The organism is Rhodococcus sp. YH1, assembly GCF_009939605.1.
Lineage (GTDB): Bacteria > Actinomycetota > Actinomycetes > Mycobacteriales > Mycobacteriaceae > Rhodococcus > Rhodococcus aetherivorans.
Window position 1 is genome coordinate 1 of the sequence record NZ_WVTE01000057.1, and the last position, 13,222, is coordinate 13,222.

General features: G+C 72.3%; 13 protein-coding genes and 1 riboswitch. Of the genes, 7 read left to right on the forward strand and 6 right to left on the reverse strand.

The genetic code is table 11. The features are described 5' to 3' along the window. Window positions 1-180: 180 nt before the first annotated feature. Genes AIIKEEIJ_RS06255 through AIIKEEIJ_RS06265 form a run of 3 tightly spaced genes read right to left on the reverse strand, consistent with a single transcriptional unit; the run spans window position 181 to window position 4,840 of the window. The gene (locus AIIKEEIJ_RS06255) at window positions 181-2,508 is read right to left on the reverse strand and encodes a tetratricopeptide repeat protein (protein WP_161995223.1); all 2,328 of its coding nucleotides are present in this window, start codon (window positions 2,506-2,508) and stop codon (window positions 181-183) included. An 8-nt stretch (window positions 2,509-2,516) separates the two neighbouring features. Continuing rightward, window positions 2,517-3,482 (reverse strand): glutamate ABC transporter substrate-binding protein, encoded by a 966-nt coding sequence (locus AIIKEEIJ_RS06260; protein ID WP_161995224.1) that lies wholly within the window; start codon window positions 3,480-3,482, stop codon window positions 2,517-2,519. Next, entirely contained in the window at window positions 3,479-4,840 is a 1,362-nt protein-coding gene (locus AIIKEEIJ_RS06265; RefSeq protein ID WP_161995225.1) for a hypothetical protein, read from the reverse strand. The genes AIIKEEIJ_RS06260 and AIIKEEIJ_RS06265 overlap by 4 nt, the downstream gene beginning before the upstream one ends. Before the next feature lie 128 nt (window positions 4,841-4,968). On the opposite strand from AIIKEEIJ_RS06265, the gene AIIKEEIJ_RS06270 reads away from it, so the two are divergent. Beyond that, window positions 4,969-5,820, forward strand: a complete 852-nt coding sequence (locus AIIKEEIJ_RS06270) for an NUDIX hydrolase (protein ID WP_006938212.1) — start codon at window positions 4,969-4,971, stop codon at window positions 5,818-5,820. A 35-nt stretch (window positions 5,821-5,855) separates the two neighbouring features. Here AIIKEEIJ_RS06270 and thiE read toward each other — a convergent pair whose 3' ends face one another. Next, window positions 5,856-6,545 (reverse strand): thiamine phosphate synthase, encoded by a 690-nt coding sequence (gene thiE / locus AIIKEEIJ_RS06275; protein WP_006938213.1) that lies wholly within the window; start codon window positions 6,543-6,545, stop codon window positions 5,856-5,858. Window positions 6,546-6,571: 26 nt separating this feature from the next. Further along, window positions 6,572-6,684, forward strand: a riboswitch (TPP riboswitch). Here thiE and thiO point away from each other — a divergent pair. The 3 genes from thiO (at window position 6,684) to AIIKEEIJ_RS06290 (ending at window position 8,747) form a co-directional block, all read left to right on the forward strand. Beyond that, window positions 6,684-7,748, forward strand: coding sequence for a glycine oxidase ThiO (gene thiO / locus AIIKEEIJ_RS06280; protein WP_006938214.1), 1,065 nt, complete (start codon window positions 6,684-6,686; stop codon window positions 7,746-7,748). Its footprint overlaps the riboswitch before it by 1 nt. After that, entirely contained in the window at window positions 7,745-7,960 is a 216-nt protein-coding gene (thiS, locus tag AIIKEEIJ_RS06285) for a sulfur carrier protein ThiS (RefSeq protein WP_029545344.1), read from the forward strand. The genes thiO and thiS overlap by 4 nt, the downstream gene beginning before the upstream one ends. Then, entirely contained in the window at window positions 7,953-8,747 is a 795-nt protein-coding gene (locus AIIKEEIJ_RS06290) for a thiazole synthase (protein ID WP_006938216.1), read from the forward strand. Before thiS ends, AIIKEEIJ_RS06290 begins: the two co-directional genes overlap by 8 nt. Before the next feature lie 79 nt (window positions 8,748-8,826). Here AIIKEEIJ_RS06290 and AIIKEEIJ_RS06295 read toward each other — a convergent pair whose 3' ends face one another. Beyond that, complete coding sequence (locus AIIKEEIJ_RS06295) at window positions 8,827-9,708, reverse strand: dihydrodipicolinate synthase family protein (RefSeq protein WP_029545343.1); 882 nt, start codon at window positions 9,706-9,708, stop codon at window positions 8,827-8,829. A gap of 65 nt (window positions 9,709-9,773) precedes the next feature. Continuing rightward, complete coding sequence (locus AIIKEEIJ_RS06300; RefSeq protein ID WP_006938218.1) at window positions 9,774-10,559, reverse strand: aldolase; 786 nt, start codon at window positions 10,557-10,559, stop codon at window positions 9,774-9,776. Window positions 10,560-10,707: 148 nt separating this feature from the next. On the opposite strand from AIIKEEIJ_RS06300, the gene AIIKEEIJ_RS06305 reads away from it, so the two are divergent. From AIIKEEIJ_RS06305 to AIIKEEIJ_RS06315, 3 genes are all read left to right on the forward strand, one after another. Next, window positions 10,708-11,229, forward strand: coding sequence for a helix-turn-helix domain-containing protein (locus AIIKEEIJ_RS06305; RefSeq protein ID WP_006938219.1), 522 nt, complete (start codon window positions 10,708-10,710; stop codon window positions 11,227-11,229). Window positions 11,230-11,300: 71 nt separating this feature from the next. Beyond that, complete coding sequence (locus tag AIIKEEIJ_RS06310) at window positions 11,301-12,245, forward strand: ABC transporter ATP-binding protein (protein ID WP_006938220.1); 945 nt, start codon at window positions 11,301-11,303, stop codon at window positions 12,243-12,245. After that, the gene (locus AIIKEEIJ_RS06315; protein ID WP_050035671.1) at window positions 12,242-13,051 is read left to right on the forward strand and encodes an ABC transporter permease; all 810 of its coding nucleotides are present in this window, start codon (window positions 12,242-12,244) and stop codon (window positions 13,049-13,051) included. Before AIIKEEIJ_RS06310 ends, AIIKEEIJ_RS06315 begins: the two co-directional genes overlap by 4 nt. Window positions 13,052-13,222: the final 171 nt, after the last annotated feature.

Below are 13,222 nucleotides of genomic sequence, written 5' to 3' on the forward strand. Positions count from 1 at the left end.
GGACGAACCGCACTCCCGGAAGACCCGCTGCCGCGGTTGTGGAGAAGTCGCGAGTTATCCACAATCGGACCGAGCGGGGCCTTTTCGTTACCGGCGGGAGGTTGTTGTCGGTGTTACCCGGTCGATGCCGCAGCGACGGCCCGTTCGTCGCAACAAGCTCCCGTTCGGCGCGGAGACGGGCTACAGGAGGCTGCGGGGGCGGATGGCGTTGGCCAGGTCGACGAGGGTGTAGCGGTGGGTGCGGGCGGGGGCGTTGCGGGCGAGGGCGCGCAGGCCGGACTCGGTGCCGGCGCGAAGTCCCTTCTCGGTGAAGGGGACGTCGAGGATCGGGTCGAGTTCGCGGCGGGCGGAGTGGCCGGCGCGCACCCAGTCGAGTGCCGTCGACAGCACCAGGGTGCGCATCTGCAGGAACCGGCTCTCATCGGGCGACAACGTCCCCACCCGGCGCGCGGCCTCGCGCAGGTCGGCTTCCTCGAGTTCGTCGATCGGCCTGTCGTGCAACAGGATCAGCACCGTGGTCATGCGGGCGACGGCGTGGTGCCGGGAACTCGCGGGTACCTGGTCGAGCGCCGCGATCGCACCGGCCCGGTCGCCGCGGCGGGTGAGCTGCCGGGCGAGGCCGAACGCCGCGCTGACCACGTTGTGGTCGGTGCGCCACACGGTGCGGTAGTAGCTCTCGCAGAATCGGCGCCAGGCCTCGGGATCGTCGCTCTCCCAGTGCTGCAGAATGAGTTCCGCGGTTGCGGCGAGCGCCAGCTTGGGTGCGGTCTCGCCGGGCATTGCCGCGAGTACCTTCTCGAATCTGCCGAAGGAGGACTCGAATTCGCCGTTGACGAGTTCGGCCAGCCCGGCGTACCAGTCGATGCGCCAGTCCGCGCCGAGGTCGCGTTCGAGCTTGCGCAGGATCTCCGCGGCGCGGGTGCCGTGGCCCAGGTCGAGATGGGCGCGCACCTCCGCGAGGGTGATCTCGCGGGAGAACGAGACGTCCGCGGTGCCGACGACGCGTTCGAGCCCGTTGTCGCGCGCGTGCCGCAGCGAGTCGAGGGTCTGCTGGGGCTCGCTGTGCACCGCGGCGGCGAGCAGCGCGGCGCTCGGATCGTTGGGGTCGAGCAGCGGCACCGGTAGCGCCGCCGCCACGTCGCGGGCCGAGAGGTTCTCGTCCCGCGCGACGCCGTCGACGATCGAATCCGTGCGTCCGACGGCCTCGTCCGTCCCGAACGTCGTCCGCTGGCGGCTGAAGACCGACGACAGGCCGGGATGCTCCTCGCCGGTCTGCTGCGACAGGATCTCCCGCAGGACCCCCGTCAGCTGGCTCGCCATCTCGTCGGCCGACCGGAACCGCTGCTGCGGATCGGCGTCGGTCGCCCGCAGCAGCAGCCGGTGGTACGACTCGTACTCCGCCAGCAGCGGTGCCTTCTCGGGGGTGGGCAGGCCGTCGGCCAGGCGGCCCTGCTGCCACGGCATGTCGAGGGTGAGCACGGCCAGGGTCCGGCCGACGGTGTAGATGTCGGTGGCGACGGTCGGGCCCGTGCGCACGATCTCCGGCGCCTGGTAGCCGGGCGTGCCGTACAGGTAGCCGTAGTCCTCGACGCCGGTGACGGCCCCGAGGTCGATGAGCTTGAGCTGCTCCTCGGTGACCATGATGTTCTCGGGCTTGAGGTCGTTGTAGACGAGTCCGATCGAGTGCAGGTAGCTCAGCGCCGGCATGATCTCGAGGACGTACGCGATGGCCTGTTCGACGGGCATCCGGGCCGGCTCGGGACAGCTGTCGAGCACCTCGCGCAGCGAATGCCCGCCCACGTATTCCATGACGATGTAGCCCATCGGGGTGCCGTCCGGGCGCGGGTGCTCGATGAAGTTGAAGATCTTCACGATGCTCGGGTGCGTCACCTCGGCGAGGAACTGCTTCTCGGCGACGGCGACGGCCTGCGCCTCGGCGTCGCCCGAGTGCAGCAGGCCCTTGAGCACGACCCACCGGTCGCTGACGTTCCGGTCGACGGCGAGGTAGATCCAGCCCAGCCCGCCGTGCGCGAGGCAGCCCTGCACCTCGTACTGCCCGCCGACGATGGCGCCGGGCGGCAGCATCGGGACGAACTCGAACGGGGTGCCGCACGAGGGGCAGCGCCCGGAGGTGGGGCCCGGTCCGTTCGGCGTGCTGCGGCCGACCGGCTTGCCGCACTTCCAGCAGAACCGCTTGCCCTCGGCCACGTGCGGATCCGGGAGCACCACGGAGGCCGGGTCGACGGGTGCGGGGACCGGGATGTCCACGAGCCCGGCGAGGCGCCGCCGCGAGGGCACGCGCGGCCGGGACCGCCGCGACGACCGCTGCGACGGGACGCTGCCCCGGGAGCGGGCGCTGCGCTGGGCGGCGGGTGCGGTTTCCGGCGGGGCGCTGCGCTGCGTCGCGGGTCCCGTCTCCGGCGCGGCGCTGCGCTCGGTGGCGGGCCCGCCGTCCGGCGGGGCACTGCGCTGCGTCGCCGCGCCCGGGTCGTGTTCGGTGTCGGACATGCGGCCTCTCAGTCCACGTACGTCGGGGTCGGCGGCGCCGGGGCGGGTCCGAGGACGAGGAGCCAGCGGTTGTAGAGCTGCGTCCACGTCCCGTCGCGACGGATCCGCTCGAGGGTGCCGTTGACGAACCGCACCAGGTCCTCGCGGCCCTTGGCGATGCCGATGCCGTACGGCTCGCTGCCGATCGACGTCCCGACCAGCTCGAGGTACGGATCCTGCGAGGCGAGGCCGGCGAGGATCGTGTCGTCGGTGCTCACCGCGTCCACCTGACGCTGCTGCAGCACCACGAGGCAGTCCGCCCACGTCGGGACGGTAAGGATCGCCGCGGACGGCTGCAGCCGCCGGAGGCGGTCGAGCGACGTGGTTCCCTGCACGACACACACCCGCCGGCCCGCCAGGTCGGCGACGTCGCGGACGTCGGACCCCTTGACCACCAGGACGCGCTGCTGGGCCCGGAAGTAGACGGTGGAGAAGTCGACCCGTTCGCGGCGGGCACACGTGATCGTCATCGTCTTGGCGACGATGTCGACGGTGGAGTCCTGCAGGGCCTGCTCGCGGTCCGCGGAACTGAGGATCCGGAAGTCGAGCAGGTCCGGGCTGCCGAGCAGGTCCCGCGCGATCTCCCGCGCGACGTCCACGTCGAATCCGGTGATCCGCCCGGTCGCCGGATCTCGGAAGCTCATCAGGTTGCTGCCGGTGTCGAGCCCGACGACGAGCCGGCCGCGCGCCCGGATCGCGTCGAGGGTCGGTCCGGTCGTCGCGCCGTCGGGACGCAGGCCGGCGGTGGGGTCGCCGCAGTCCGGTTCCGGGAGGACGGGCGCCGCACTGGGCGCGACGGTGGCGCGTTCCGGCAGGGGCGGCTCGGTGTAGGACGGGTCCGGGTCGGCGAGGATCTCCGGCGGTGAGGTCGCGCAGCCGCCCGTGAATGCGGCGACGGCGACGACCGTCGCGGCGACGAGACGACGCACGTTCACCGGTACTCCCGCAGGCGCGGCCACAGCCCGACGACGATGCCGAGCAGCGCCAGCCCCGTCAACGCCGTCGTGGCGGGGGCGAGCGCGGACAGGGTCTGCGCGGCGCGGTCCTCGTTGCCGCGCAGTTCGGCGCGGGCGAGGTCGATGCCGCGTTCGAGGGCGCGGTCGAGGGTGGCGAACTGGGCGACGGCCTCGTCGGGACCGGGACCGGTCGCGAGGATCGCGGCGGCCGGGAAGTCCCCGCGGTCGAGCGCGGCCTGCATGCGATTGTGCGACGCCAGCCATGCGGTGCGTGCCTCGGCGGCACGCACGGCGGGATCGGTGACGATCTCCACCTCCTCGCCGGACGCATACCCGGCGAGCAGCTCGCCGAGCCGGGACATGCTCTGGTCGAACGTCGCGTCGTACTCGCCGGTGGCGTCGCGGCGCACGAGCTGCAGGGTCTCCGCGGTGCGTGCCTGCTGCGCGAGGATGCGGCTGTCGGTGAACACCCCGAGCGGCTCGGCCCCGTGCACGATCGCCCGCTCGGTCGCGCTCGACGAGATCAGTCCGGCCACGAGCAGCCAGCACAGCAGGATTCCCGTCGCCGCGATCGACAGCAGCAGACCGGGATTGAGGGTGCGACGGCTGATCCGGGAGATGATGACGTGCACCGCGGTGAGCGCGACGACCGTCACCAGCAGCAGACCGATCGACGTCCACGGTGGCTGCACCGACGCGCGCTGCGTCGACGAGACCGCCGAGACGCTCTGCGTGTACAGCTCCTGCGCCATCGGCAGCAGCGCCGACTGCATCAGGTTCGACGCCTCGCCGAGATAGGCGGCACCCACCGGGTTGCCGACGCGGTTGTTCGCCCGCGCCGTCTCGACCAGGCCCGTGTACACGGTGAGGCGTTCGGCGATGCCGGACAGCAGCCGGGTGCCCGCACGGTCGCCGGTGGGAATCCCGCCGGCGGCGGCGACGAGCTGGGCGGACGCCTCGCCGACGGCCTGGGCGTAGCGGTCGCGGACCTCCTTCGGCTCGATGCCGCCGGAGATGAAGCCGGTGGCGGCCGCCGCGTCCGCGACCGACAGTGCGCTGTAGAGGTTCTGTGCGGCATCGGCGAGCGGTTCGGTGGTGGCGAGCAACCGATCGTGGGTGGCCTTGCGGCCGGTGACGGTCTGGCCCGCCGCGACCCCGGAGACGAGGAGGAGCACGGCGAGCAGCACACCGAGGGTGACGAGCTTGGCGGGTGTGGAGCGCAGCAGGTCGCGCACCTCGTCGGAGGGTCCGGCGTGGGCGGTCGTGGCGGCCGGCACGTCGTTACGCTGGAGGCGACTCCCCACCGCACCGAGCGTGGGGGTCACGCGCACGTCCACGAGAGCACCCCTTCCGATGTGGCACTGTGTGTGGCGAGCATATAAGCAGTAACGGGATGTTGTTGCCGTCCGAGGACGGTGGACGCCCGGCTCGCGGTCGGCGGCCGGGCGGCAGGGAGGCGGACGCGATGCGAGGTGACGGGGACGGCTGGGCCGTGGGACCCGACGGTGATCGCCGGTGGGGCAGATTCGGCGCGGCCGGACTGCTGCTGCGCGCGCCGCTGCCCGACGGCACGCCGGCCGTGTTGCTGCAGCACCGCGCGGCGTGGAGCCATCAGGGCGGCACGTGGGCGCTGCCCGGCGGCGCCCGCGACAGCGACGAGAGTCCCGTCGCCGCGGCCGTGCGGGAAGCGAACGAGGAGACCGGGATCGACCCGGCGGCGCTGAGCGTGCGCACCGAGCGGGTCACCTCCGGGGTGGCCGGGGGGTGGACGTACACGACGGTCGTCGCGGACACCCCGAGCCCGATGGAGACGACCCTCAACGGGGAGAGCACCGAACTGCGCTGGGTGCCGGAGGCCGACGTCGAGACCATGCCGCTGCACACCGGGTTCGCGGCGGCCTGGCCGGACCTGCGGACCCGTGCGGTGCGGATGCTGCTCGACACCGCCAACGTCCTCGGGTCGCGGCCGACGGGCTGGTGGCGTGACCGCCCGGGCGCCACCGCACGACTGCTCGCGGAGCTGGCGGAGGCGTTGCCCCGCACCGTCGAGCTGCCCGACGGGTGTTTCGGCTGGGTGAGCCGCATCGAGGCGGTCCTCGAGGGGCAGGCCCGCGCGGCGGTGATCCACGACGACCGGACCCCGGTGCACACCGCCGTCGGCAGCGGGGACGACGAGCTGGCCTCCCTGGCGACGGGCACGTCGGCCGTGCTGGACCAGGTGCTCACCGTGGTGGTGACGGCCGACCGGGGACTGCGCGCCCGGCTGCCCGGGGACGTGCCGACCCTGTCGCCGTCAACGGTCCTGGGCTGGCTCTAGCGGACTGCCGGCCGCGGGCCGGCTCCAGCGGACGGTCAGCCGGGCAGCGCGGCTTTCAGCGCCGCCGCCGCGGCCCGCGGATTCGGTGCCGCGGTGATGGCCCGGACCACCGCGATGCGGGTGGCGCCGGCGGCGAGCACCTCGGGCAGCCGCTCGGCGTCGATGCCGCCGATCGCGAACCACGGCCGCTGCGGCTGCGACCGGGCCACCTCCCGCAGTACCTCGAGTCCCGCCGGGGTGCGCCCCGGCTTGGTGGGGGTGGACCACACCGGCCCGTGGGCGAAGTAGTCGACGCCCTCCTCGATGTCGGACAGGCTCGCCTGCGCGCGGCTGCCGGTGGACCGGCCGATCACGATCTCCTCGCCGAGGATCTGCCGGGCGTACCGCACCGGCAGGTCGCCCTGACCCAGGTGCAGGATGTCGGCGCCCGCGGCGAGCGCGATGTCGGCACGGTCGTTGACGGCCAGCAGCGCACCGTGCCGGCGGCACGCCGCCGCCAGCACCTCGAGTGCCGCGAGTTCCTCGCGGGCCTCGAGCGGGCCGAACTTCTTCTCGCCCGCCGAACCCTTGTCGCGGAGCTGGACGATGTCGACTCCGCCCGCGAGGGCCTCCTCCGCGAATCGGGCCAGGTCTCCGGTGTCGCGACGGGCGTCGGTGCACAGGTAGAGCCGGGCCTGCGCGAGGCGTTCCCGGGGGGCGGGATGGTTGCCGCGGTAGGTAGTCACGGCGAAGACGGTAGTCTCTGCACTGAACGAATCGACACGGGAGTCCCGGGGATCGCGGGGCTGAGAGGGGGCCTGCCGGCCCCGACCGTCAGCACCTGAACCGGATCATGCCGGCGCAGGGAGTGAGGTGGACGAACTGTGGGAACCGTATCCGTCGTCGGCGGAGGCGTGATCGGGCTGTCGATCGCGTGGCGCGCGGCCCGTGCCGGCTGGACCGTGACCGTGCACGACCCGTCCCCGGGGGCGGGGGCGTCGTGGGTGGCCGGCGGGATGCTGGCACCGTTGTCGGAGGGCTGGCCGGGGGAGGAACACGTCCTCGAACTGGGCGCGGCGTCGCTGGCCCGCTGGCCGGAGTTCGGCGCCGAGCTGTTGCGGGAGACCGGACTGGACCTGTTCACCGCCGACGCGTCGCTGACCGTCGCGCTGGACGCGGCCGACGCGGCCGATCTGCGCACGATCGCCGAGTGGGTCTCGGCTCAGGGGCACGAGATGCGCGTGCTCGGTCGCGCCGAGGTGCGCGAGCTCGAGCCGTCGCTGGGGCCGCGCATCCGCCTGGGCCTGCTGGCCCCGGACGAGCTGGCCGTGGACAACCGGATCCTCGTCGATGCGCTGCGGCGGGCCGTCGCCGAGGCCGGTGTGGCCTTCGTCGATGTGCCGGTGCGCGACGTCGCGGACCTGGACGCCGACCGGGTGGTGCTCGCGGCGGGCGCGGCGTCGGCCCGCCTGTGGCCGGGCTTGCCGGTGCGGCCGGTCAAGGGGGAGATCCTGCGGTTGCGGACTCGCCCGGGTGCGGCGCCCGCCCCGCACCGGACGGTCCGCGGCAGTGTGCACGGCCGGCCGGCATACCTGGTGCCGCGCGCGGACGGCCTCGTCGTGGGCGCGACCCAGTACGAGGCCGACGACACGCAGGTCACCGTCGCGGGGGTGCGGGACCTGATCGCCGACGCCGAGGCGCTGTTCCCGGCGATCGGCGAATACGAGCTGCACGAGGCGAGCGCCGGGCTGCGGCCCATGAGCCCGGACAATCTGCCGCTCATCGGCCGGCTGTCCGAACGGGTGATCGCCGCGACCGGGCACGGCCGCAACGGGGTGCTGCTGACCCCGGTCACCGCGGACGCGGTGGTCGCGGAGCTCGCGGACGAACCCCTCGCTGTCTCGAAACATGCTGATCCACAACGATTCTCGAAGGGGAAAAGGTCATGAACGGTGCGCCGACGGTGGGTGTCACGGTCAACGGGGAGGAGCGCTGGTTCGCGCAGGCGCCGACGATGGCCGAACTGCTCAGCGAACTCGGTCTGCCCGACAAGGGCGTCGCCGTCGCCGTGGACGGTGCCGTGTTCCCGCGGGGGCGCTGGTCCGAACGCGTCGAAAAGGGCTGGCAGATCGAGGTTCTCACGGCGGTGCAGGGTGGCTGAGCACAACACCGGCCGCGACCCCGGCCACGACCTGCCGCCGCTGACGATCGCCGGGCGGACCTTCTCGTCGCGGCTCATCACCGGCACCGGTGGGGCCGCCAACCTCGCGGTGCTCGAGGAGGCGCTCGTCGCCTCCGGCACCGAGCTGACCACCGTGGCGATGCGCCGCGTGGACGCGGCGTCCGGGACCGGCGTGCTCGATCTGCTGCGCCGCCTCGGCATCGCGCCGCTGCCCAACACCGCCGGCTGCCGCGGCGCCGCCGAGGCGGTGCTCACCGCCCGACTCGGGCGCGAGGCCCTCGGGACGGACTGGGTCAAGCTCGAGGTCATCGCCGACGAACGCACCCTGCTGCCCGACGCGATCGAACTCGTCTCCGCCGCCGAGCAACTCGTCGACGACGGGTTCGTCGTGCTGCCCTACACCACGGACGATCCGGTGCTGGCGCGACGGCTCGAGGACGTCGGCTGCGCCGCCGTGATGCCGCTCGGCTCGCCGATCGGGACCGGACTGGGCATCGCCAACCCGCACCACATCGAGATGATCGTCGAGGCCGCCGGGGTGCCGGTGATCCTCGACGCCGGCATCGGCACCGCCTCGGACGCCGCGCTCGCGATGGAACTCGGGTGCGACGCGGTGCTGCTGGCGACCGCGGTGACGCGGGCGAAGGACCCGGCGCTCATGGCGTCGGCGATGCGGCACGCCGTCGAGGCGGGCTTCCGGGCCCGGCACGCGGGCCGCATCCCGAAGCGGTTCTGGGCGCAGGCCTCCTCGCCGCTCGAACCGTAGGGCGACCCGAGGGAACGGTGACCGGGTGGTCGCTCGACGTGCGTGTGGTGCCGCACGGGCCGCGGCACCACACGCGCCGTCAGGCGGCGGAGAGCAGCCGTGCGAGGGTGGCTCTTCCCTCGGGTTCGAGGGGCAGCAGCGGCGCTCGGGGATCCCCGACGTCCGAGCCGAGGATGCCGAGGCCCGCCTTGATCGTGGTGGGGAGGCCGCCGGCGACGATGAACTCGAGCAGGGGCCGCAGTTCGGCGTACAGGGCCTGAGCGCGGGCGAGGTCGCCGTCCTCGACGGCCGTGTACAGCGCGAGACACGGCTCGGGCCGCAGGCACGGCGCGGCGGTGCACCAGCCGGACGCCCCGGCCCTCAGCGCCTCGAGCACGAGCGGGTTGCTGCCGTTGTAGAACGGCAGGCGGCCCTCGCTGAGCTCGGCGATGCGCTGCATCCGGGACAGATCGCCGGTGGACTCCTTGACCATGGTGAGGTTGTCGATGGTGTCGAACATCGACACCAGCAGTTCCGGGCTCATGTCGATGCCGCTGGTGGCGGGGTTGTTGTACGCCATGACGGGAAGGTCGATCGCCGCACCGACGGCGGCGTAGTGGCAGGCGATCTCGCGATCGGTGAGCTTCCAGTACGACACCGGGAGCACCATGACGGCCGAGGCGCCCGCCGTCTGCGCGCGACGGGCCCGGCGGACGGTGTTCGCCGTCGTCAGGTCGGACACTCCGACGACGACGGGGACGCGGCCGGCGACGGCGGCGATCGTGGTGTCGAGAACGGTGTCGAACTCCTTCTCGGTGAGATAGGCGCTCTCGCCGGTACTGCCGAGTGGGGCGACGGCGTGCACACCCTCCCCGACGAGGCGGTCGACGAGCGCGGTGAGCGCGCCGGTGTCGACCGTCGCATCGGCGCCGGAGGTGAACGGGGTGATCGGGTAGGCGATGATGCCTTCCAGTGTGGTCAAGGCAGAGAATCCTTTTCGTCTCGTGAAAGCGGGGGCGAGCAACCTCGCCGGGGGCCGGTGGGCGCTCAGCCGGCGATCGCGTCCGGGTGCCGGGCCAGGGCGCGACGCGCGTAGTAGGCGAAGTTGGCCTGGCTGCGTTTCGGGGTGAGGGTCCAGTCGTGCGCCTCCCGCGCGAGCCGGTCCGGAAGTTCGGCGATCGTGCCGGCCGCCATGGCGGCGAGTTGCAGCTCGGCGCCGCGTTCGATCAGCACGGCGAGCGAGCACGCCTCCTCGATGCCGGCCCCGGCGACGACGTGGCCGTGGTGGGCCAGGAGGATCGCCTTCTTCGAGCCGAGCGCGGCCGTGATGATCTCGCCTTCCTCGTTGCCGACCGGCACGCCCGGCCAGGCGGGGAGGAAGGCACAGTCGTCGTAGAGCGGCGCGATGTCCATCTGGGACACCACGAGCGGGACTTCGAGCATGGACAGTGCGGCGACGTGGAACGGATGGGTGTGGACGATGCACTGCACGTCGGGACGCGCGCGGTAGATCCAGCTGTGGAACCGGTTGGCGGGATTGGCCATCCCGGAGCCGTCGAGAACCTGGAGATCCTCGTCGACCAACAGCAGGTTGTCCTCGGTGATCTCGTCGAACCCGAGGCCCAGCTGCTGGGTGTAGTAGGTCCCCGGTTCTTCGGCGCGGGCGGTGATCTGGCCCGCCAGGCCGGAGTCGTGCCCGGCGTCGAACAGGATTCGGCAGGTCAGGGCGAGCTTCTGGCGCGTCGTCCAGCCGGACTCCGCAAGGTGGGTCCGCATGCGGGCCTGGGCCTGGTGCATCAACTCCGCTTTCGTAGCGGTGAACGTCCCGGACATCGATCGGCCTCCTCGATCTCGACTGTGGTGGACACAAGAGAGACTATAGGACACTTTGTGTCATGTACAGCTACTTTCGTCGGGAGAGCCCTCGACAGGACACTTTGTAGACTCGCCGTGTGAGGGGTGACGACGGAAGGACGGGGCCGTGACCGCGCTGGTGCGAGCGTTACGCAAGGAGCGGGGGCTCACGCTCGAGGCCCTCGCGGCGCAGACCGGGTTGACCAAGAGCTACCTGTCCAAGATCGAGCGCGAGCGCAGCACACCGTCGATCGCGGTGGCGATGAGGATCGCCCGCGCCCTCGACGTCGACGTCGGGCAGCTGTTCGCGGACGACGCGTCGCGTTCGCGGATGACGATCGAGCGCGCCCCCGCCCGGGCCGGGGCGGACCGCTACCACCCCGTCGCCGCGGGAATGCTGGGGAAAGCGATGTCCCCGTTCGTCGTCCGGCCCGGACGCGACTTCGCCGACGACCCGCACCCCGAGCACAGCGGCCAGGAGTTCGTGTTCGTCGTCTCCGGATCGATCGAACTCGACCACGGGGGGACGATCGTCACCCTGGACGCCGGCGACTGCGCCTACTTCGACGCCTCCCTCGATCATCGGCTCCGCAGCACCGGCCCGGTGGACGCCGAGGTCCTCGTCGTCGCATGCAACGACAACCACTGATCGAGACGCCTGCAGGACCGTAGGGCGACCCCGCGCGGCGCGATCCGCCCGAATCGGGCAGGCTGTGGGTCATGATCGAAGTGACCGGACTGACGAAGACCTTCGGTTCCACCGTCGCCGTCGACGATGTGACGTTCACGGTCCGGCCGGGGATCGTCACCGGATTCCTCGGCCCCAACGGCGCCGGGAAATCCACGACGATGCGGATGATCCTCGGCCTCGACCGGCCCACCGCCGGGACCGCGCTGATCGACGGCGTCCCCTACCGGCAGCTGAAGCGGCCGCTGCGGACCGTCGGTGCGCTGCTCGACGCGCGCTGGGTACACCCGAACCGGTCGGCGCGGGCACACCTGCGCTGGCTCGCCGCGTCCAACGGCCTGCCGAACTCGCGGGTCGAGGAGGTGCTCGCGCTCGTCGGCCTGACCGAGGTGGCCGACAAGCGCGCGGGCGGTTTCTCGCTCGGCATGTCGCAGCGGCTCGGACTGGCCGGTGCCCTGCTCGGCGACCCGAAGGTGCTGCTGTTCGACGAGCCCGTCAACGGCCTCGACCCCGAGGGCATCGTGTGGATCCGGCGGTTCATGCAGGCCCTCGCAACGGAGGGCCGCACCGTCCTCGTGTCGAGCCACCTGCTGTCGGAGATGGCGCAGACCGCCGACCACCTGCTGGTGATCGGCCGGGGCCGGCTCATCGCGGACACGTCCGTCGCGGAGTTCGTCGAGCGGGCGTCGGAGGCGACGGTGCGGGTGCGCAGCCCACAGCTCGACACGCTGCGGACGGCACTGACCGGGCAGGGCCACACCGTCCGGGACGACGAGGGCGCGCTGATCGTCAGCGGCGTCACCACCGCGCAGGTGGGTGAGGTCGCAGCTGCGCACTCGGTGGTGCTGCACGAACTGGCGGGCCAGAACGCGTCGCTCGAGGAGGCGTTCATGAAACTGACCGGAGACGACGTGCAGTACCAGGGAGCCGTGGCCGGGGGCCCGGCTGTGCAGCCGATGAAGGGGGAGCTGCGATGAGCGTGGCCGTGGACAACGCCGGCACGACGAGCGTGGTCGTGGACACCGTCAAGGCGGAACGGATCAAACTGACCTCCACCCAGTCGCCGTGGTGGTGCACCGTCGTGATCGTCGCGCTGGGCCTCGGCCTCGCGGCGATCCTCGGCGCCGCGTCCAAGGCGAGCATGTCCGTCGACGAGGAGGTCGGCCGGTTCTACCCGACCGTCGACGTCGCGGTCAGCGGCGTCGCCGGCTTCGGCGTGCTCGTGCTGATGATCCTCGCGGCGCTGTCGGTGACCAGCGAGTACCGGTTCGGGGTCATCCGTACCACGTTCCAGGCCATGCCGAACCGCAGCGCCGTCCTCGTCGTCAAGGCGCTGCTGATCGGGGTGTTCGGCGCGGTACTGACCGGCGTGCTGGCCCTCGCCTCGTTCTATCTCGCCAAGGCCCTCGCCGGCCCGGAGGCCGGGCGGGACCTGGTGCTCGAGGGCGACGATGCGTGGCGGTCGATCTACGGCGTCGCGATCTACGCGCTGCTGTGCGCGGTGCTCGCCGTCGCGGTGGGGGCGCTGTTGCGCCAGTCCGCCGGCACCATCGCGCTGCTGCTGCTGTGGCCGCTGCTGATCGAGTCGCTGTTCGCGCTGTTCGGTTCGTTCGGCCGGCAGGTGCAGCCCTTCCTGCCGTTCGCCAATGCCAACCACTTCCTCGGCAGCGAGCAGGGCATCGACTTCCACTGGGGGCCGTGGGGTTCGCTGGTGTACTTCGCGGTGTTCGTCGCCGTGGTGTTCGCGGCCGCGCTGGTCGTGGTGAACCGGCGCGACGCGTGAGTATTCTCGGCGGATGAACCGGGGAGCGCGGGTACGGGCCGGGGGCGCCGTCGCGGCGATCGTGCTGCTGGTGGCGGCATGCTCGGAGGAGCCGCCGGCGCCGCCGCCGGTGGACCCGGCCGCGCTGGCGGGGGCCGTGGGAATCGACGCGGTGGTCGGCCACCTCACGGA